Below are 21,024 nucleotides of genomic sequence, written 5' to 3'. Positions count from 1 at the left end.
ATGAAAGCTGTTTCGTTAAAACAGCTAGCTGAGCATCTTGGTGCTGAGCTACGGGGAGACGGTGACGTTACTGTTTCCTCCGTGGCTCCACTAGAAAAAGCCGCCGCCGGACAGGTGGCGTTTTTGTCTAATCCCAAGTTGAAGCAGCAGCTGGAAGTTACGCAAGCATCTGCCGTGATTTTGAAAGCCGATATGGCTGATGATTATCAAGGTAATGCGCTGGTATTAGCCGACCCTTATGTCGGTTTTGCACGTACTGCGCAACTGTTAGATACCACGCCAAAAGCGGCAGATAGCATCCATCCGTCGGCTATTATCGACCCCAGCGCCAAATTAGGCGAGGGCGTAGCGATAGGCGCTAACGTGGTGATTGGTGCCAATGTGGTGTTGGGCGAGAAAGTCCAGATTGGTCCCGGCACCGTGATTGGTCAAGACTGTATTATCGGTTCTGAGTCGATTCTATGGGCCAACGTCACCTTGTATCATAACGTCCATATGGGCCAAGCGTGTATTATTCACGCTGGTGCGGTGTTGGGCTCAGACGGTTTCGGTTATGCCAACGAACGCGGCAAGTGGATTAAGATCCCGCAGACCGGCGGCGTACGCATTGGCAATCGTGTTGAAATCGGTTCTGGCACAACGGTAGACCGTGGTGCGTTAGAACATACCGAAATTCATGACGGTTGCATCATTGATAACCAAGTACAGATTGCTCACAACGATATTATTGGGGAAAATACCGCGATTGCTGGCTGCACTGTTTTAGCCGGCAGCGTGACTATTGGCCGCCACTGTATTATTGGCGGTAGTTGTGCAATTTCTGGCCATCTTACTATTGCTGACGGTGTACATCTGTCTGGCGCCACTAACATCACTAATGATGTGAAAGAGCCTGGGCTATACTCATCTGCAACAGTGGCGATGGATAACCGACTATGGCGCAAAAACACAGTGCGGTTCCGTCAACTGGACGAACTGTTCACCCGTGTGCGTAAACTGGAAAAGTCGGTCACTCCGAAAGAATAATAACGCCGAACTCAACGGCTCGAGGATGATTCATGTCGAATGAATTAAACACGATGGATATTCAGGAAATTATGGCGTTTTTGCCACACCGATATCCATTTTTGCTGATCGACCGGGTGTTGGACTTCACACCAGGTGAAACGTTAACAGCAATCAAAAATGTCACCATTAACGAGCCTTTTTTCCAAGGTCACTTCCCCATCCAACCTGTGATGCCGGGTGTATTGATCATGGAAGCCATGGCGCAAGCTACTGGCTTGTTGGCATTTAAGACCATGAGCGATAAGCCATCGCCAAATGTGCTGTATTATTTTGCAGGTATCGACAATGCACGCTTCAAGCGTGTCGTTGGTCCTGGCGATCAATTACGTTTCGACGTGAAAATGATCAAGGAACGCCGAGGGATTGGCGTGTTTTATGGTGAAGCAACTGTCGATGGTGAATTGGCTTGCTCCGCCGAAATCATGTGTGCCCGTAGAGAGATTCGTTCGTGATTCATGAAACTGCTATTGTCCATCCGGATGCTCAAATAGGAAATAACGTTACCATTGGCCCTTGGACCTACATTGGCCCTGATGTGGTGATTGGTGACGATTGTTGGATTAGCTCCCACGTGGTAGTAAAAGGCCCAACCGTGATCGGTAAAGGCAATAAAATCTACCAATTTGCCTCTGTCGGTGAAGACTGTCAGGACAAAAAATACGCTGGTGAACCAACTCGGTTGGAGATTGGCGACAACAACGTCATTCGTGAATCTGTGACTATTCACCGTGGTACTGTGCAGGATGAAGGTTTAACCAAAATTGGTTCTAACAACCTGCTGATGGCCTATGTCCACGTGGCACATGATTGCGTGGTAGGTAACAATGTCATCATGGCTAACAATGCCTCTATCGCCGGTCACTGCCGCGTAGATGACTGGGCAATCCTCGGTGGCATGACAGGTGTGCATCAATTCGTGCACATTGGTCCGCATGCATTTACCGCAGGTTGTAGCTTAGTATTGCAAGACGTACCGCCATTTGTGATGGCGTCGGGTCAAGCAGCCTCACCACGTGGTTTGAACTTTGAAGGCATGAAGCGCCGTGGTTTCTCTAAAGAGAGCCAACAAGCACTGCGCCGTGCGTATAAAACCCTATATCGCAGCAGCATGACGGTAGAAGAAGCCGTTGCCGCACTGCAAGATGACATCGCTAACGATGAACAAGTTAAAATGTTTATCGATTTCGTCACTTCATCAAAACGAGGCATTATTCGCTGATATGACCCAGTCAATCCAGCCAAAAGTATTTGCCCTAGTCGCCGGAGAAGTCTCCGGCGATATTTTAGGTGCCGGTTTAGTTGCCCAGCTTAAGCAGCGTTATCCAGATGCGCGCTTTGTTGGTATTGGCGGCCCGCGTATGGAAGCGCTCGGCTTTGAGTCGCTATTTGCGATGGAAGAGCTGTCACTGATGGGCATTGCCGAAGTGTTAGCCCATCTGCCACGCCTGTTTAAGATCCGTGCCTCGCTGGTTGAGCAAATCACCGCACTGCAGCCAGATTGTTTTATCGGTATCGATGCGCCGGACTTCAACATTGGCCTTGAGCTAAAGCTCAAAGCGCAGGGCATTAAAACCGTGCATTACGTCAGCCCGTCCGTCTGGGCATGGCGCCAGAAACGTATTTTCAAAATTGCCAAGGCCACCAATATGGTGCTGGCGTTATTACCGTTTGAAAAAGCGTTTTACGATCAACATCACGTGCCTTGTACCTTTGTCGGCCACACCTTGGCGGATGATATTCCGTTAGTGTCAGACCAAGCCGCTGCAAGGCAAACGCTCGGCCTAGATGTCGATGCCGAGTATCTGGCGATTCTGCCTGGCTCCCGTGGTGGTGAAATGGGCATGTTGGCAGAGCCGTTTCTTGAAGCGGCCAAACTGATCAAGCAGCGTTTCCCCGATATTAAGTTTGTTACGCCGTTGGTGAATGCCAAGCGCCGTGAACAATACTTAGCCGCGTTAAAGCAGTACGCGCCAGATCTCGAAATCAGTTTGATTGACGGTCAGTCACGAGAAGTGATGGCCGCAGCCGATTGCATCCTACTCGCCTCAGGCACGGCGACGTTGGAGGCGATGTTGGTTAAACGGCCGATGGTGGTCGGTTATCGCGTTAGCCCAATCACCTATCAAATCGCTAAGTTGATGATCAAAATTCGCCATTTCTCGCTGCCAAATCTACTGGCGGGACGGGAACTGGTGCCAGAGCTTATCCAACACGAGTGCAATCCACAGCGCTTGGCAGATGAAGTGACCAAACAGCTTAATAGTGATCCGCGTGCCTTGGAGCAAACCTTTACCGAGTTGCACCAACTGCTGAAACAAAACGCCAGCGAGAAAGCGGCCGATGCCGTGGTGGCGCTGTTGCAACAAGAGTCATCAAAGGACGTTTAATCGACATGGCGATTTATAAACAGATAACGCCTGAGCAACTCGTGCTGTTGCAGCAGGGCGTTGTTGCAGGCGTGGATGAAGTAGGCCGTGGCCCGTTAGTGGGCGACGTAGTGACCGCGGCGGTGATCCTTGATCCAACCAAGCCGATTGCTGGCCTCAACGATTCTAAAAAACTCAGCGATAAAAAGCGTGATGCCTTGTATGACGTCATTATGGCTAACGCCTTGGCGGTGAGTGTGGGCCGCGCATCACCTGCTGAAATTGATCAACTGAATATTTTGCATGCCACTATGGTGGCGATGCAGCGCGCCGTGGCAGGGTTGTCGCTGCGCCCTCAGCGCGTGTTAGTTGACGGTAATCGCACTCCAGATTTTGGTGGCATTGCCGCCGATGCGGTGGTCAAAGGTGATGGACTGGTGGCAGCGATTAGCGCAGCATCAATTATTGCCAAAGTCACCCGTGATCGCGAAATGGAGGCGCTGGACAAGTTGCATCCTGAATTTGGTTTTGCCAAACATAAAGGCTATCCCACCAAGGCGCATTTTGACGCAATTGCTGCTCATGGCGTACTTGCCGAACATCGCCGCAGTTTTAAACCTGTGCGCCAAGCGCTGGGTTTGGCCTGAGGCCGATACGCGCTACTCGCAAGTGACTGCGAGTAGCTGGCGCTTGCCACCATAGCTAGACGGCGCGCGCCCTAGGTCGCTGCCGAACGCTTATCGCGCAGGCATTTATGCCGATGTTCAATACGCCAGCGACCTATTTGTACCAGCCTAAAACTCAGCCTGAGAGCTGTTGCATCGCGGCCTAGTTAGCCGCCATAATTGGCCGCAGTAGCAAATCATCATTCATTCAAAAACAAGCAGATATTCGAATGACCGAACCTCGTTTTATTCACCTTCGGGTACACAGTGATTTCTCCATGACCGATGGTCTGGCGAAGGTGAAACCTATCATCTCTAAGACTGTTAGCGAAAATATGCCAGCAGTGGCTATCACTGACCAAAACAACATGTGTGGTTTGGTGAAGTTTTATAGCGGCGCGCAAGATAATGGGCTGAAGCCAATCATCGGCATCGATTTGTGGGTGGTGGTACCGGGGCTTGAAGACGAGTTCTACTGTTTAACTGCGCTGGCAATGAATAATGCTGGCTATCAAAACCTCACGCAGCTCACCAGTAAATCTTATCTGCGCGGTTATGTGCGCGATCGTGCGGCCATCGACCGTGATTGGTTGATTGAGCACAACGAAGGGGTGTTGTTGCTTTCTGGCGGTAAAGACGGTGATGTTGGCCGTGCGCTGCTTAAAGGTAACAATCAACAAGCCGAAGAGCTGTTGAGTTTTTACCAGCAGCATTTTAAAGACCGTTATTATCTCGAATTACTCCGCACAGGCCGCCCTGATGAAGAGCGCTATCTGCACCTTGCGGTTGATTTAGCCGAGCGCCACGGTTTGCCGGTGGTGGCAACCAACCAAGTGGTGTTTATGCGCAAAGAGGATTTTGACGCGCATGAAATCCGCGTGGCGATCCATGATGGTTTTACCCTTGCCGATCCGCGCAGGCCGAAAAAATACAGCGCCGAGCAGTATTTTAAGTCGGAAGAGGAGATGTGCGCGCTATTTGAGGATATTCCCGAAGCGCTGCAAAACACGGTCGAGATTGCTAAACGTTGTAACGTGACCGTGCGCTTGCATGAATACTTCCTGCCAAACTTCCCGACAGGTGATATGTCTACCGAAGACTATCTGGTGCATCGCTCTAAAATCGGTTTGGAAGAGCGCTTAGCGTTTTTGTATCCCGATGAAGCGGTACGGCTAGAACGACGCCCAGAATATGATGCGCGGCTGGATCGCGAACTCGGCGTAATTAACCAGATGGGCTTCCCCGGTTACTTCCTCATCGTGATGGAGTTTATTCAGTGGGGTAAAGATAACGGCATTCCGGTCGGGCCAGGGCGTGGTTCTGGTGCGGGTTCGTTGGTGGCGTACGCGCTAAAAATTACCGACCTTGATCCGCTTGAATATGACTTGCTGTTTGAACGTTTCTTGAACCCTGAACGGGTATCGATGCCCGACTTCGACGTCGACTTTTGTATGGACCGCCGCGATGAGGTAATTGACCACGTGGCCGAGATGTATGGCCGTGATGCGGTATCGCAGATTATCACTTTCGGTACTATGGCGGCCAAAGCGGTTATTCGCGACGTGGGCCGTGTGCTCGGTCATCCATACGGCTTTGTCGATCGCATCTCGAAGATGATCCCGGCCGAGCCCGGCATGACGCTGGAAAAGGCGTTTGCCGCCGAACCCGCGCTGCCTGAGGCGTATGAGGCCGACGAAGAGGTGCGCGACCTTATCGATATGTGTCGCAAACTCGAAGGGGTGACGCGTAACTCCGGTAAACACGCTGGGGGCGTGGTAATTTCGCCCACCACCATCACCGACTTTAGCCCGCTACTGTGTGACTCGGAAGGTAAAAACCCGGTAACTCAGTTCGACAAAGGTGACGTGGAATACGCCGGTCTGGTGAAGTTTGACTTCTTGGGTTTGCGTACGCTCACTATCATCGAGTGGGCGCTGGATATGATCAACCCGCGCCAGAAACGCGAAGGCAAAGATCCTATCGATATCGCGGCGATTGATTTGGCTGACCAAGCATCGTTCCGCATGTTGAAGCGCTACGAAACCACCGCGGTATTCCAGCTTGAATCGCGCGGCATGAAAGACCTGATTAAGCGTCTGCAGCCCGACAACATTGAAGATATGATCGCACTGGTGGCGCTGTTCCGCCCGGGGCCGCTGGAATCCGGCATGGTGGACGACTTTATTGCCCGTAAACACGGTCAAGCCAAGGTCGCTTATCCGCATCCAGACTTTGAACACGAGTGTTTGAAAGAGATTCTGGAGCCCACTTACGGCGTTATCGTTTACCAAGAACAGGTAATGCAGATTGCGCAGGCGCTGGCTGGTTACACCTTGGGTGGCGCGGACATGTTGCGTCGTGCGATGGGTAAGAAAAAGCCAGAAGAGATGGCCAAGCAGCGGGGTACCTTCCGCGCCGGTGCTGAAAGTCAGGGCGTTGACCCTGAACTAGCAATGAAAATCTTCGACTTGGTGGAAAAGTTCGCCGGTTATGGTTTTAACAAATCGCACTCTGCCGCCTACGCCTTGGTGTCTTATCAAACGCTGTGGCTGAAAACCCACTATCCGTCTGAGTTTATGGCGGCGGTAATGTCGGCCGATATGGACAACACCGACAAGATTGTGACCTTGGTGGATGAGTGTGATCGCATGGGGCTGAAGATTATTCCGCCCGATGTCAATAAAGGCTTGTTCAAGTTCACCGTCGATATGGAGCAGAATATCGTTTACGGTATCGGTGCTATTAAAGGCGTGGGTGAGGGGCCCGTCGATGCGATTATTGAAGCGCGTCAATCTGGCCCGTTCAAAGATATGTTCGACTTCTGCGCCCGTGTCGACTTGAAAAAGCTCAACAAGCGGGTGATTGAACGACTGATTAGCGCCGGTGCGCTGGATGGCCTTGGCCCACATCGTGCGTCGATGATGGCCAGCTTACCGGAAGCCTTGAAAGCGGCGGATCAGCACGCGAAGGCCGAAGCCTTGGGGCAAGACGATATGTTCGGTTTGCTCAACGATGACCCAACCGATGTGAAGCAGCAGTTTGTCGATTGTGCACCGTGGCCAGATAAAATCTGGCTCGAAGGCGAGCGCGAAACGCTGGGCTTGTACCTCACTGGTCACCCAATCAACCAGTACCTGACCGAGCTGAAGCAATACACCAGTGCGCGCCTCAAAGACGTGCATCCAACCGAGCGCGGCAAAAGTGTCAAAGTGGCCGGATTAGTGGTGGCTACGCGGGTGATGACCACCAAGCGCGGCTCAAAAATGGGGCTGGTGACGCTAGATGATAAGAGTGCTCGACTAGAGGTGATGCTGTTCACTGAAGCGTTTGAGAAATTTAATCATCTGCTGGAGCAAGACCGCATTTTGATCTGCGAAGGGGAAGTGAGCTTCGATGATTTCTCCGGCGGTAACCGCATGACAGCGCGCAATATTATCGACATGAGTGAAGCGCGTAACCACTTTGCCTCAGCAGTGGAGTTGAAACTGGACGCTGCCAAAGTGTCACCAGCTTGGCTGGAAAATTTGCAGCAAACTGTCGCGCCGTGGCGTAATGGCGCCGTGCCGTTGGTGATTGAATATCAGCAATCTCATGCCCAAGCACGCTTCCGCATGAGCGACGATTGGCGCATCAATCCATCAGATGAGCTGATGTTAGCGTTGGAAAGCATGCTGGGCAGTGATCGGGTGAGGATTCTATTTGAATGAGCCGCGCGCTAACCGACGCCATTATTCATCGCCTACAGCAACTGCTGGCTGAGTTAACGCCAGCAGGGGCGGTGCCATCGCGGCACCTGTGGCTCGGATTCAGTGGCGGCATGGATTCAGCCTTACTGGCGTATGCGTTAAATCTACTGGTACGCCAGCAGCCTGAATTACGGCCGTGGGTGCATTTAGTGCACATTCATCATGGCCTTAATCCCCACGCTGACGACTGGGCGGCGCATTGTCTAGCCATCGCTAGCGAATATCAACTGGATGGCCGCGTGCTGCGAGTAACGCTCAAGCGTGGCGCTCGGATTAGTGTTGAAGCCGAGGCGCGGCAACAGCGCTATCAAGTGCTGGCAGGGCTCATGCAAGCGGGCGATGTGCTGCTGACGGCGCATCATCAAGACGACCAATTAGAAACCGTATTATTAGCGCTTAAACGTGGTCAAGGCCCCAAAGGGTTGGCAGCCATGGGCGCTTTACAGTCGTTTGCGCAGCACTGTTGGCAACTGCGGCCGATGCTCAACATCAGTCGCGAACAGATAGAGCAGGCGGTCGACCAGCTCGATCTCGATTATGTTGATGATGATAGCAATCTTGATACTCGCTACGACCGCAACTTTCTGCGGCAACTGATCATCCCCGAATTAAAGCAGCGTTGGCCGTCGGTGGCAGAAACCGCTGCCAGAAGTGCGGCGTTATGCGCTGAACAGCAAGCCTTGCTGGAAGAGGTGGCAGCGCAGAAACTAACGCCACTACTGGCGCGTTGTGCGCTGACCCAACAAGCGACACTGAATATTGCCGCCTTGCAGCAAGTTAGCCCGGCGTGGCAACGGCAATTGCTGCGGCAATTCTGTTTACAGCAGCAATTGCCGCCACCATCGCAAGTGCAACTACAGCAGTTACAGCAGCAACTGTTTAGCGCACAAGTTGATGCCAGCGTGGCGCTTAACTTTGGTCATGTGTGGTTTCGTCGTTTTGATGGTGCGTTGTATATCGACGCCGCCGCACCAACCGCAACACCAAACAACATGGTATTGGATGCGCTGCAACAGCAAGCACTGCTGGCTGGCTGCTGGCGACTGCCGCAAGCTGCGCCGTGGCAGCAACTCATCACCAGCTTGACTACCGATGGCCCGCGCATTGCGTTGGCTAAACTGCGTGGCAAGCTGGAAATTCGCTACGGTGTGGTCGGAAGCCAACGCTGTCATCCCCACTGGCGCGCACAAGGACGTGAACTCAAAAAAGTGTGGCAAGAGGCCAAGGTGCCACCTTGGTTGCGGCCACACATTCCGTTGCTCTATGCCGATGGTCAGCTCATTGCGGCGGCGTCCGTCTTTATCGAGCAACACGCCTTAGCGGCCGACACTGCAACGGGCCTGACGTTGCAACTCGACTAACCTCTGCTGGTTTTTTAAACACGATCACATTTCAATGCAAAACATGATCTTTACGGATTAATAAGTAAAGTTCGTCATTGAAAGTGATCTAGATCTCGTTTTGATAATTAATCTTCGTTACACTTGTCACCGAATTTGTCGCAGCGGCTAAACCGTTGTTATGTAATCAGATTGTTTAAGTTTACCAAGTGTTTACTTTTTGCGTTTTGGGGGCAAAAGTACCATGGGTTTGTTATTGAATATTCAGCAAAACTTGCCATTGCAACTGCAGGGTTGTTGCAAATTATCCGGGGTTTCTGCTGCGGAAAAACGCCGTAAGTTGGTGCGAGAACAACATCAGCATGGTGAGTTAGTCGGAAGTTGGCGCGATCAACGGCCAAACCTTGACGATGAAATCTTGCTATACCGTGAAGCGGATAAATGGATCATGGAAACGTGGTTTAACGATGGCAGCCATAGTTGCGATGAAATGCATGCGCAAGAAACCGAAGATGGTGTGCGTTTAGAAGAGCAGGGCGGTAACTTTTTTGGTGAATTTTTCGTGTTAAAAGCCAATGGCGCCTTGGTATTTTGCCGTGATGATGGCTGCTTTTATACCGCAACGCAGGTGAATGCCGCTTAACACAGTTTTACTGTTGAGCCAAGTAACCTTGGCTCAACACAGCCCTTAGGCGCAGTTTACCTTTACTGGTTAATTTGAAAGATAAACAGCCCTTAAGCGTTAGAAACCCGCCATGCTGACAAAGTGCATCTCTTTGTTTGACCAAGGGTGGCTGAACAGCAAACTGGCCGCATGTAGGCACAGTCGTGGCCTAGCGCGCCGCACACGTTCATCGCCATAAAAATCATCACCCAAAATCACATGGCCCAGCGCCAGCATATGTACCCGCAGTTGGTGAGTACGGCCGGTCTCGGGTTGCAGCGATACCAGCGTAGACTTGCCTTGTGCATCTTCACGGCGTTGCAACACGCTGTAATGGGTGATGGCTTTTTTCCCTTCACTATCCACTTTTTGCAGCGGTGGATTATCACGATTTGGCGCCAGCGGCAGATTAATGCTGCCTTGGTCTTGCTCTAGCCAGCCATCTACTTCCGCAATATATAACTTATCGTTATGCCGTTCTTGAAACTGAGTTTTCAGATGCGATTCGGCTTTCTTGCTACGGGCAAACACCATAATGCCAGAAGTGTCACAGTCTAAACGGTGCACCAAAATCGTTTCAGGATATAACTGCTGCAAACGCGTTAGGGCACAGTCATGGGTGACCTCAGCGCGGCCAGGATTAGACAATAAGCCAGAGGGTTTGTTGATCACAATGACATCGCGGTCAATGTAACGAATATCGAGCCAAGGCAGTTTAGGTGGATGGTATTCAAAGATTTGCATATTGTCTCCTGCGGTCCGCGCCGTATTGTATACAAAGCGCGGCCTGAGACCAAATTCTGCCGGTCATCTACAGATATTGCTCTGGCGTTTGCCGTGTCCATAGGCGGCTATACGCCATTAATTGCGGATAAAATGTGCGAAAGGCGATTTCGATATCCACATCCAACTTGCTTAGCGCCTTGGTGGCACCACGGAATAACTCAGGCTTAGATAAGCGCTTACTTACACCGTTAACCGCTTGGTGAAAGCCATCCGTGTCGGCATAACTGCCAAGCCAATCGCCTTGCTGCATTTTCACCGCCAGCGTGTTGAGCGTTTCCGGCAGTTGCGCTGTCGTGGTCAGCTGTTGATAACAGCGTTGGCTAAATTGCGCTAACGATTGGTGATGATATTCATCCCAATAACGCGCCAGCATGTGGTCGAAGGCGAGGTCGATTAATATGGGCGCTACCCGTCGCAGTGGTGCCGGGAATTGTTGTTTCAGCGCTACTACGCTTTCATCTTGGTCGGTGAGCGTGTCTATTTTACGGTGCAGCCAGATCCCTTGCTGAAGATGCTTGGGGTGGTCTGCAATATTGCCACGACAAAAGTCGCCCGCGATATTACCTGCCAAAGAGGTGTTACTGATGTCGGCGAGGTGGAGATGGGCTAAAAAGTTCATAATTTGTACTTGTCAGAAGGCGAAATGTGGCTATTATTTGCCACCGAAGTTTTGAAAAATACCACAGACGGGGGTGTTTTTCTTCACTAAACTCGATTGTAGTAAGTTGTAGTACGACATGAAGGATCATGGATGATGTGGAATTGGATTGAAAAACTTTGTCAAAAATCATCGCAGCCAACACGGAAACGGGTGCCGATAGATATTCCATTTGAGCAGATTGACACTCGACCACTAAAGTTTGAGATGCCGCCAGCAAAAGATAACAAAGCTCCCGATCTCAAGGATTCTTGAATTTCCCGTAACAAGCCCATAGACTAGCCGCCGATTTAAGCTATTCTGAGGCATTCCCATGCGAGTTGCAGATTTTGCGTTCGATCTTCCGGAAGAGTTGATCGCGAAATTTCCTACGCCTGAACGTAGCGCGTCTAGACTGTTAACCCTAGACGGAAATAGCGGTACGCTGCAGGACAAACATTTCAAAGATATTCTCGACCTAGTCAACGAAGGCGACCTGATGGTGTTTAACAACACGCGAGTGGTGCCTGCGCGTGTATTTGGTCAAAAGGCTTCTGGTGGCAAACTGGAAATTTTGCTCGAGCGTATGCTGGACGAGAAGCGCATGCTGGCGCATGTGCGCAGTTCCAAATCCCCGAAAGAGGGCAGTGACATCATTTTAGATGGTGGCTATCAACTGAAAATGGTAGCGCGTCATGACGCCCTGTTTGAGCTAGAACTGCAATCTGAAGGCACAATTCTGGCGATGTTAGACGATGTAGGGCATATGCCTTTGCCGCCTTATATTGACCGTCCAGATGACGATGCCGACAAAGAACGTTACCAAACCGTCTATAACCAAACGCCCGGTGCTGTTGCGGCTCCCACTGCAGGGTTACATTTTGACGAGCGAATCCTCGCGGCATTAAAAGCCAAAGGTGTGCAAACTGCGTTTGTGACGCTGCACGTTGGCGCGGGTACGTTCCAGCCCGTGCGCGTGGACGACATTCTACAGCATCACATGCACTCTGAATGGGCCAATGTGCCGGCAGAGGTGGTTGATGCCATCAATGCCACCAAAGCGGCCGGTAAGCGAGTGATTGCGGTAGGCACCACTTCGGTACGTTCACTGGAAAGTGCGGCGACCTTTAATGATGGTGTGCTGAAACCGTTCTGCGGCGATACCGACATCTTTATCTATCCCGGTTATCAATGGAAAGTGATTGATGCGTTAGTCACTAACTTCCACTTGCCTGAATCGACCTTAATCATGTTGGTATCAGCCTTCGCCGGTTATGAGCATGTGATTAACGCGTATCACCATGCGGTGGATGAGCGTTATCGCTTCTTCAGTTATGGCGATGCCATGTTTGTGACCCGTCAAACGGCGGCGCAAGACTGAGTGGCATACAATTTCGGTCACATAATTTAGCGATTATATGTGGGGGAGCGCTGTCTTCCCCTTGAATCTAGCGGGGCGAGGCCCCACAACAAGTCAGACTGTTTCTCTGACGAGGTAACACATGAAGTTTGAACTCCAAACCAAAGATGGCCGCGCCCGTCGCGGACGTTTAGTTTTTGAACGCGGCACGGTAGAAACCCCAGCATTTATGCCGGTGGGGACTTACGGTACCGTTAAAGGTATGACCCCTGAAGAAGTGAGAGAAACAGGCGCCGATATCCTGCTCGGCAATACCTTTCATTTATGGTTGCGTCCCGGTGAAGAAGTGATGCAAAAGCATGGTGATCTGCATGACTTTATGAACTGGCAACGTCCTATTTTGACTGACTCAGGCGGTTTCCAAGTATTCAGCCTCGGTGATATCCGTAAAATCACCGAAGAAGGTGTACATTTCCGCTCACCAATCAACGGTGAAAAAATCTTCCTCGACCCAGAAAAATCGATGCAAATTCAGCACTCGCTTGGTTCTGATGTAGTTATGATTTTTGACGAATGTACCCCATACCCAGCCACTGTTGATGAAGCGCGTAAATCAATGCAGATGTCACTGCGTTGGGCGCAGCGTTCTCGCGACGAATTTGACCGCCTGAAAAACCCCAATGCCTTGTTTGGCATTATTCAGGGCAGCGTGTATGAACACCTGCGTGATGAAAGCCTCGACGGCTTAGTTAACATCGGCTTTGATGGCTACGCTATCGGTGGTTTGGCGGTAGGCGAACCGAAAGAAGATATGCACCGCATTTTGGAACATGTTTGTCCCAAAATTCCGGAAGACAAACCACGTTACCTGATGGGCGTGGGTAAACCGGAGGATTTGGTCGAAGGCGTGCGCCGTGGTGTGGATATGTTCGATTGCGTGATGCCAACCCGTAACGCCCGTAACGGCCACCTGTTTACCGCTGATGGCGTGATTAAGATCCGCAACGCACGTCATCGTGATGATACTTCACCGCTGGAACAAGGCTGTGATTGCTACACCTGTAAGCACTATTCTCGCGCTTACTTACACCACTTAGACCGTTGTAATGAAATGCTCGGTGCGCGTTTAAACACCATCCACAATCTGCGTTACTACCAAAGATTGATGCAAGGTTTGCGCGGTGCCATCGAGACAGGTACATTAGACGCCTTTGTTAGGGACTTTTACACTCGTCAGGGCCGTGAAGTGCCCGAATTACTTGACTAAATCTACTGAAATAAGAAGAGAGAAAGTATGTTTATCGCAAATGCCTACGCCAGCGCCGGTGGCGCACCTCAATCAGGTGGTACGTTCCAGTTGATGATGATGCTCATTCTGATGGGCTTAGTGTTCTATTTCATGATTTTCCGTCCGCAATCTAAACGGGTAAAAGAACACAAAAATCTGATGTCATCTCTGTCTAAAGGCGATGAAATCCTTACCAACGGTGGTTTGGTGGGTAAGATTGCTAAAATCGCTGACGACAGCGAGTACGTGTTGCTCAACTTGAACGACACCACTCAGATCACTATCAAGAAAGATTATATTGCGGCGGTATTGCCAAAAGGCTCTATTCAGTCGCTGTAAGCCAAGGGGGCTTAAGGCGTGTTAAATAAATATCCTATGTGGAAAAACCTGATGGTGATTGTGATTCTCGCCGTCGGGGCTTTCTATGCCCTGCCTAACCTTTTTGGTGAGGATCATGCAGTACAAGTTGTGGGTACTCGTGGCGTAGCCGTCACAGCAACGACTCAACAACAAGTCACTGATCTGTTGGCGAGTAAAGGCATTCAAGTTAAACGTTCTGAGCTGGAAAATGGCCAGTTATTGGTACGTGTAACAAATGCTGAAGACCAGTTGTTAGCGAAAGAAGCGGTGGCTGCTGAGCTAGGAGAAGGTTATTCAGTAGCGCTGAACTTGGCACCCGCAGTACCGAAATGGTTAGCTGAGGTTGGTGGTTCGCCCATGAAATTGGGCCTGGACTTACGTGGCGGTGTGCACTTCTTGATGGAAGTGGACATGAGCGAAGCGATTCGCAAAATGGAAGAAGCCAAAGTGGCCGATTTCCGTGCACAGCTGCGTGAAGAGCGTATTCGCTACTCAGGTATCAAAGTCACCTCAAGAGGACTTGAGATCAACTTCCGTGATGCAGAAAGCGTATCGCAAGCTGAGTCTTTCCTCAAAACACGTTCCAACAACGAAATGGTGTTCTCTGATATTAGCCAAGGCGATAACTTCAAGTTGTTGGCGACGATGAGCGAGCCTTATCTGAAACAGATTAAGGAAGACGCACTGACACAGAACATCACCACTATTCGTAACCGTGTTAACGAGTTGGGTGTGGCCGAGCCTGTGGTACAACGTCAAGGCGCTGAGCGTATTATCGTTGAATTGCCAGGGGTGCAAGATACTGCTCGCGCCAAGGAAATTCTCGGTGCTACCGCATCTATCGAATTCCACATGGTGGATCAGAAAACCGACCTGCAAAATGCGTTAGCTGGCCGTTTACCGGCAACTTCACAAGTGTATAAACGTCGTGAAGGCGGTGAAGTAGTATTGCAAAAAGAAGTGATGCTGACTGGTGATCATATCACTGGCGCGCAACCCTCTTTTGACCAATACAGCCGCCCGCAAGTTAGCATCAACTTGGATGCCAAAGGCGGTAACATCTTCTCTAATGTTACTAAGGACAACATTGGTAATCCAATGGCGACCTTGTTCATTGAGTATAAGGACAGCGGTCAACGCAATCCTGATGGCTCAGTCAAAATGAACAAAGTGGAAGAGGTGATTTCGGTTGCTACCATTCAAGCGCGTTTGGGCCGTAACTTTGTTATCACAGGCTTAAGCCCGGGCGAAGCCCAAAACTTGGCGCTGTTGCTGCGTGCCGGTGCCTTGATTGCACCAGTATCGATTGTTGAAGAACGTACTATCGGCCCAAGCATGGGTGCTGAGAACGTTCAAAACGGTCTGCAAGCGATGATCTGGGGTATGGCAGTGGTATTGCTGTTCATGCTGGTTTACTACCGAGCGTTTGGTTTGATTGCCAACTTCGCACTGTCATTCAACTTGGTGATGGTGGTTGGCGTGATGTCAATGATCCCTGGTGCGGTGCTGACGTTACCGGGTATTGCCGGTATGGTGTTGACCGTTGGTATGGCGGTAGATGGTAACGTGTTGATTAACGAACGTATTCGTGAAGAGTTGCGCGCTGGTCGCTCAATTCAACAAGCGATTCACGAAGGTTATGCCAACGCATTTTCAACCATTGCTGACGCTAACATTACGACCTTTATCACCGCGTTGATTCTGTTCGCCGTTGGTACGGGGGCCATTAAAGGCTTCGCCGTAACCCTGATGATTGGTATTGCCACTTCAATGTTTACCTCGATCGTGGGTACACGTTCAATCGTGAACGCATTGTGGGGCGGCAAACGTCTCAAGAAGTTATCAATTTAGGGGAATACCGACGATGTTTCAGATTTTCAATTTTAAGAGTTCGGTAAACTTCCTGCGTCATGCGGCGCCTATCAGCATCATGTCGTTGATTCTGGTGATTGGCTCGCTGGTGTCTTTGGGCACTAAAGGTATCAACTGGGGTTTGGACTTTACTGGTGGTACCTCAGTGGTACTGAACTTTAGCCAACCCGCTAATTTGACCTCGCTGCGCGACGCGCTGGATAGCAAATTAGACAACGCAGTGGTACAGAACTTCGGTTCTAGCCGCGACGTGGTGGTACGTTTGCAAGCGCCACACGGTGCCAAGAGCGATGAGCAAGTCAAAATTGTGATGGCCGAAGCGCAAAAGCAAGATGCTAACGTTGAGCAAAAAAGCGTTGAGTTCGTTGGTCCACAAGTAGGCCAAGAGCTGGCAGAGCAGGGCGGTATGGCGGTACTGGTCGCATTGATCTGTATTCTGCTGTATGTTGCCTTCCGCTTTGAATGGCGTTTGTCTGTAGGTGCAGTAGCGGCATTGGCTCACGACGTGATTGTGACGTTAGGGCTGTTCTCTGTGCTGCAGTTAGAGTTCGACTTGACCGTATTGGCGGGTGTGTTGACTGTGGTAGGTTACTCACTGAACGATACTATCGTAGTGTTTGACCGTATCCGTGAAAACTTCCTCAAGATGCGTAAAGCAGAACCAAAAGAAGTGGTTAACGCGTCAATTACGCAAACCATGAGCCGTACGGTGATCACCACCGGTACGACGCTGATCACTGTTATTGCCTTGTTTCTTAAAGGCGGTACGATGATCCACGGGTTTGCTACGGCGCTGTTGATGGGGATCGTGGTAGGTACTTATTCATCTATCTACGTTGCCAGCTTCTTGGCGATTCGCTTAGGTATCAATCGTGAACACATGATGCCAACACAAGTGGAAAAAGAAGGCGCTGATCAACCGAACATCATGCCTTAAGCGTTAACTCGCTTGGATAAAGAGCCACTCCATACGAGTGGCTTTTTTGTCTCTGCATTAGGCTAAAGTCTATTAATATTTGTTGATAAAAGGTAAATTTTTGCGGTCGAGCGCTCGACACTGCTCATTTTTTGACGGTAGCATGTCGTTGGCTAACGCCAATAGCGCCAGAGAAATCTAGCGTGCTCTAATGGTTCAAGACGAATGCGGTAGGAACACAGATGGAACAGAGAAAAGTGTTAGTGGCGGGTGGTAATTTATTACAGGCCCATACATGGAAGGGAATGCTAGAAACCAGTGGGATTGAAGTGGAGTTGCGTGGTGAGGCATTAATGGGCGGTGTCGGAGAGTTGCCCGTTGATATGCAAAATGTGGAGTTGTGGGTGGCCGACTGCCAATGTGATAAGGCGCAGCAAATGCTCGCGGCCATGCAGGTTGAACGGCCACAGTGGCAATGTTTACAGTGCCATGAATACAATGAAGCCAGTTTCGAGCTATGTTGGAATTGCAGTTCGGAGCGTTGTGAAACGCATCAATAAAGGGTTGATGATGAGTAGTAAAGCAGCATCAACCCGCTGTTAGCACTGCCAGGGTCAAAAAGGTTAATCGTTAGCGTTAGTTGGTTAACGCTAATAGGTTGCTATTTTCAGTTGGAGTCTGCTGGCGCCGTTTCATCTCATGGCATGTCACAAACCTTAGTGCTTCAAATTAGCCTGATTATCAAGGTATTATTCTTGGTGATTTCAGTTTAGCGGCAAGCAGGTAGCAGACAGATGCAATATTTCCCCATTTATCTTGATACTCGCACCGTCAAAGTGCTGATCATCGGCGCTGGCGAGGTGGCTTGTCGTAAGTTGGACCTATTGAGCCGCACGCAAGCGACGATTGAAGTGATTGCACCTGACGTCACCTATGAAGTGCAGCGTTATGCCGATGAGGGGCGCATTGCTTTGGCGCAACGCGCGGTCGAAACTGATGATCTGCAACAACGCGATCTTATCTACATCGCTACCGCTAATCACACACTTAACCTCAGCTTGGCTGCCAAAGCTAAAGAGCTTGGCGTTTGGGTGAATGTGGTCGATACCCCGGCAGCTTGCGATTTTATTACTCCCTCAATTGTTGACCGAGACCGGTTAGTCATCGCCATCAGTACCGCTGGTGCGGCGCCCATTTTCGCTCGCGACTTACGCGGCAAGCTAGAAGCTATGTTGCCTAATTCATTAGCACCGCTGTTTGATTTTATTGCCGAAAAACGGGAAGAAGTGCAGCAACGCTTGCCATCCGGTGCCGAGCGACGCCGTTTTTGGGAAAGGTTTTTTAGCATCAATGGCGAGCGATTTGATAGCAACACGCCGCAACGTTATCAGCAGAGTTTTACTGAAGCGAGCAGCCAAGGTGAGTTGCTGTTGATTGCAGAAACCACGGCCGCACAGCTGTTACCACTCGCCGCACTGCCGCTGTTGCAGCGCATTGATCGAGTGGTTGCCGTGGCTGATATCTCCCCAGAGCTTCAGGAGTTGCTGCGCCGTGACGCCGAGCGCGCCGCACCAATGGCCGACAGCGAATTAGTTAGCGCATGGCAAGCTGGGCAACGAGTATTATTGGTGGTGGACGATGTGGAACTTGGCCGCCTAAAAGCCGCGTTTCCCTTTGCCAAACATCTGCGGCCAGGCGCCATTTGAGCAATAAAAAAGCCAGTGAATTCACTGGCTTTGTTGCGGTTGCGCTGAAGTTTATGCTTGTTCAGCTTTTTCGATTTCAGCAGCTTTAATCGCTTCTTTACCTTTGCTGATATAGAACACCAGCGCGGTGGTCAGGAGAGTAATCACGATCCCCGCAATGGTGGACACGGTCATCGGTAACCCTGCGCCCAGCGTGGCTGAGTTGAGCAGGAAGGTAAACACTACGGCGGTCATAAACATGGCTGGGATGGTACAAATCCAGTGCAGCTTGTTATGACGCATCAGATACGCCGCCGCTGTCCACAACATCATTACCGCAGTGGCTTGGTTAGCCACACCGAAGTAACGCCAGATGATGCCAAAATCTACCTGAGTCAGAATACCGCCGATAACAAACAGTGGCAGCGCCAACAGCAGACGTTTGCTGATTTTGGTTTGTGGCATGTTGAAGTATTCAGCCAAAATCAAACGCGCAGAGCGGAATGCAGTGTCACCTGAGGTGATTGGCAGTACGATAACGCCCAACACCGCCATGAAACCACCGATAGTGCCCAGCAAACCGGTTGAGGCGCTATACACTACGTTAGCAGGATTGCCCGCCATACCTTGGTTCAGTCCTTCAACACCGTCAAAGAATGACAGCGCGACAGCACACCAGATCAGCGCAATAACCCCTTCACCAATCATCGCACCGTAGAACACAAAGCGACCATTAGATTCATTTTCCACACAGCGTGCCATTAATGGTGATTGGGTCGCGTGGAAGCCTGAAACCGCGCCACAAGCGATGGTGATAAACAGGGCAGGCCACAGTGGCGCATCGTTAGGATTGAGGTTTTTCAGGAAATCTGCTGGACCAAAACCCGCCAACAAGCTGTGTTCATCTGATATTGCGATGGCAATGGTCAAGCTGATAGACATAAACAGTAGCAAGGCGCCAAAGAATGGATACAAACGACCGATGATTTTGTCCACCGGTACCACAGTTGCCAACAGGTAATACAAAAAGATGACGCCAACAAACATCGCGACGCTCATGCCAGTCAGTTTGCCCAGCAGCCCCGCAGGGGCGGAGATAAACACTACGCCGACCAACAGCAACAGTACGATGGCAAAGATGTTCATAAAATTCTTAGCGTTTTTGCCAAGATATTTGCCCGCTAAGTTAGGTACCGACTGACCATTGTTACGCACTGACAACATGCCAGAGAAATAGTCATGCACACCGCCAGCAAAGATACAACCAATCACAATCCACAGCATGGCTGAAGGACCGTACATCGCACCGAGGATGGGGCCAAAGATAGGGCCAACACCCGCGATGTTGAGCAACTGGATTAAATAAACTTTGGATTTAGACATTGGCACGTAGTCGACACCATCGTTTTGCGCGTACGCCGGTGTTTGACGTTTTTTATTGATGCCAAAGATTTTTTCGACAAAGGTTCCGTAGATGAAATAGCCGCCGATTAGCAGCCCCACACAGAGTAAAAACCACAACATATTTGTGCTCTCCAGGTTAGCGTTGGGGTCAGCTTAAACGTTTTATTAACAGCGCCAAGGGGAGTTTAGGTGAGCGGTTGGTTGACGAGGGTAAGCGGTAATTAGGCGTCCTGAGCGGCTGACAGGATGATTCAACGGTTACTAATTTAAGTTTGTCTTGTGGTTGGTGTGCTGAGATGTTACACCGCGGCTACAAGGTGAACCCTGACGAGTGTTGCGTTTCAGTAAAGTGACTCAGCGCTGTTATGATGCAGCATCAACTGAACACAATAAGGATATAAGTGCGACATGCAAGCTCAGTTAATGGTACGTCAGGTTGCGTGGTTTGGTGAGGAAAGTGCCACGCTCACCCTAGATAGCGGCGAAGCCACGGTGGACGTGTTTTGCCATTTAGGCAACTATCAAGTGGGCGATAAGGTCGATAATCGCTTGCAGATCCTCGATGGCGAACTGTGCGCCGCGGCGTTGGCGGATGGGCCGGAGGTTGACGGCGCCGATGAGCTGCAATCGCTCGGCGCTTATCGTTACCGCGGCCGCAGCACTGTGATTGATAGTGCGGACGGCTTAGTCTCCGTCAACGGCTTTTGCATCGAGTTCGGCGCAACCTACTTAACCGGGGCGGTGGAGTTCACTATTGCGCGGCTGGACATCTATCCATAGGGGGCAGAATTTATTCAGCGTTAGGTGCTGTTGCTGGAGCATAACTACACCGCACATCATCCGCGTTGCCTGAATCTCGCCCTTTGT

The 21,024-nt window shown here is 50.6% G+C and carries 19 protein-coding genes; 16 read left to right on the top strand and 3 right to left on the bottom strand.

Going from position 1 to position 21,024, the window contains the following annotated elements; translation table 11 throughout:
* From lpxD to L9G74_RS10355, 8 genes are all read left to right on the top strand, one after another.
* A complete protein-coding gene (gene lpxD, locus L9G74_RS10390) occupies window positions 1-1,026 on the top strand; it encodes a UDP-3-O-(3-hydroxymyristoyl)glucosamine N-acyltransferase (RefSeq protein WP_238896241.1) in 1,026 nt (341 codons plus the stop codon).
* Window positions 1,027-1,058: 32 nt separating this feature from the next.
* Window positions 1,059-1,520 carry a 3-hydroxyacyl-ACP dehydratase FabZ gene (gene fabZ, locus L9G74_RS10385; RefSeq protein WP_238896240.1) on the top strand — a complete coding sequence of 154 codons (462 nt, stop codon included), beginning with the start codon at window positions 1,059-1,061 and terminating at the stop codon, window positions 1,518-1,520.
* Window positions 1,517-2,287, top strand: coding sequence for an acyl-ACP--UDP-N-acetylglucosamine O-acyltransferase (gene lpxA / locus L9G74_RS10380; protein ID WP_238896239.1), 771 nt, complete (start codon window positions 1,517-1,519; stop codon window positions 2,285-2,287). Before fabZ ends, lpxA begins: the two co-directional genes overlap by 4 nt.
* Before the next feature lies 1 nt (window position 2,288).
* Window positions 2,289-3,455 (top strand): lipid-A-disaccharide synthase, encoded by a 1,167-nt coding sequence (lpxB, locus tag L9G74_RS10375; RefSeq protein ID WP_238896238.1) that lies wholly within the window; start codon window positions 2,289-2,291, stop codon window positions 3,453-3,455.
* 5 nt (window positions 3,456-3,460) lie between these two features.
* Entirely contained in the window at window positions 3,461-4,081 is a 621-nt protein-coding gene (gene rnhB / locus L9G74_RS10370; RefSeq protein WP_238896237.1) for a ribonuclease HII, read from the top strand.
* Between the two features lie 248 nt (window positions 4,082-4,329).
* Window positions 4,330-7,806 carry a DNA polymerase III subunit alpha gene (gene dnaE, locus L9G74_RS10365; protein WP_238896236.1) on the top strand — a complete coding sequence of 1,159 codons (3,477 nt, stop codon included), beginning with the start codon at window positions 4,330-4,332 and terminating at the stop codon, window positions 7,804-7,806.
* Entirely contained in the window at window positions 7,803-9,206 is a 1,404-nt protein-coding gene (gene tilS, locus L9G74_RS10360; protein WP_238896235.1) for a tRNA lysidine(34) synthetase TilS, read from the top strand. The genes dnaE and tilS overlap by 4 nt, the downstream gene beginning before the upstream one ends.
* 223 nt (window positions 9,207-9,429) lie before the next feature.
* A complete protein-coding gene (locus L9G74_RS10355) occupies window positions 9,430-9,828 on the top strand; it encodes a hypothetical protein (RefSeq protein ID WP_238896234.1) in 399 nt (132 codons plus the stop codon).
* Between the two features lie 99 nt (window positions 9,829-9,927).
* Here L9G74_RS10355 and L9G74_RS10350 read toward each other — a convergent pair whose 3' ends face one another.
* Both L9G74_RS10350 and L9G74_RS10345 read right to left on the bottom strand, forming a co-directional pair.
* The gene (locus tag L9G74_RS10350) at window positions 9,928-10,593 is read right to left on the bottom strand and encodes an RluA family pseudouridine synthase (protein ID WP_238896233.1); all 666 of its coding nucleotides are present in this window, start codon (window positions 10,591-10,593) and stop codon (window positions 9,928-9,930) included.
* A 67-nt stretch (window positions 10,594-10,660) separates the two neighbouring features.
* Entirely contained in the window at window positions 10,661-11,254 is a 594-nt protein-coding gene (locus L9G74_RS10345; protein WP_238896232.1) for an acyl carrier protein phosphodiesterase, read from the bottom strand.
* A gap of 352 nt (window positions 11,255-11,606) precedes the next feature.
* On the opposite strand from L9G74_RS10345, the gene queA reads away from it, so the two are divergent.
* From queA to L9G74_RS10310, 7 genes are all read left to right on the top strand, one after another.
* Complete coding sequence (queA, locus tag L9G74_RS10340; protein WP_238896231.1) at window positions 11,607-12,653, top strand: tRNA preQ1(34) S-adenosylmethionine ribosyltransferase-isomerase QueA; 1,047 nt, start codon at window positions 11,607-11,609, stop codon at window positions 12,651-12,653.
* A 121-nt stretch (window positions 12,654-12,774) separates the two neighbouring features.
* Window positions 12,775-13,899 carry a tRNA guanosine(34) transglycosylase Tgt gene (tgt, locus tag L9G74_RS10335; RefSeq protein WP_238896230.1) on the top strand — a complete coding sequence of 375 codons (1,125 nt, stop codon included), beginning with the start codon at window positions 12,775-12,777 and terminating at the stop codon, window positions 13,897-13,899.
* Window positions 13,900-13,926: 27 nt separating this feature from the next.
* On the top strand, window positions 13,927-14,259 hold the full coding sequence (yajC, locus tag L9G74_RS10330; RefSeq protein ID WP_238896229.1) for a preprotein translocase subunit YajC: 333 nt from the start codon (window positions 13,927-13,929) through the stop codon (window positions 14,257-14,259).
* Between the two features lie 18 nt (window positions 14,260-14,277).
* A complete protein-coding gene (gene secD / locus L9G74_RS10325; RefSeq protein ID WP_238896228.1) occupies window positions 14,278-16,131 on the top strand; it encodes a protein translocase subunit SecD in 1,854 nt (617 codons plus the stop codon).
* A gap of 13 nt (window positions 16,132-16,144) precedes the next feature.
* On the top strand, window positions 16,145-17,089 hold the full coding sequence (gene secF, locus L9G74_RS10320) for a protein translocase subunit SecF (RefSeq protein ID WP_238896227.1): 945 nt from the start codon (window positions 16,145-16,147) through the stop codon (window positions 17,087-17,089).
* Window positions 17,090-17,310: 221 nt separating this feature from the next.
* Window positions 17,311-17,628, top strand: a complete 318-nt coding sequence (locus tag L9G74_RS10315) for a putative signal transducing protein (RefSeq protein ID WP_238896226.1) — start codon at window positions 17,311-17,313, stop codon at window positions 17,626-17,628.
* Between the two features lie 234 nt (window positions 17,629-17,862).
* Window positions 17,863-18,774: a precorrin-2 dehydrogenase/sirohydrochlorin ferrochelatase family protein gene (locus tag L9G74_RS10310; RefSeq protein WP_238896225.1), complete on the top strand. Its 912-nt coding sequence runs from the start codon at window positions 17,863-17,865 to the stop codon at window positions 18,772-18,774.
* Window positions 18,775-18,825: 51 nt separating this feature from the next.
* Here L9G74_RS10310 and L9G74_RS10305 read toward each other — a convergent pair whose 3' ends face one another.
* A complete protein-coding gene (locus L9G74_RS10305) occupies window positions 18,826-20,277 on the bottom strand; it encodes a carbon starvation CstA family protein (protein ID WP_238896224.1) in 1,452 nt (483 codons plus the stop codon).
* Between the two features lie 288 nt (window positions 20,278-20,565).
* Here L9G74_RS10305 and L9G74_RS10300 point away from each other — a divergent pair, with 288 nt between their 5' ends.
* Complete coding sequence (locus L9G74_RS10300) at window positions 20,566-20,937, top strand: hypothetical protein (RefSeq protein WP_238896223.1); 372 nt, start codon at window positions 20,566-20,568, stop codon at window positions 20,935-20,937.
* Window positions 20,938-21,024 lie beyond the last annotated feature (87 nt).

It is taken from the genome of Shewanella electrica (genome assembly GCF_022321485.1).
Taxonomy (GTDB): Bacteria; Pseudomonadota; Gammaproteobacteria; order Enterobacterales; family Shewanellaceae; genus Shewanella; species Shewanella electrica.
This window is presented reverse-complemented; position numbering and strand designations above follow the sequence as displayed.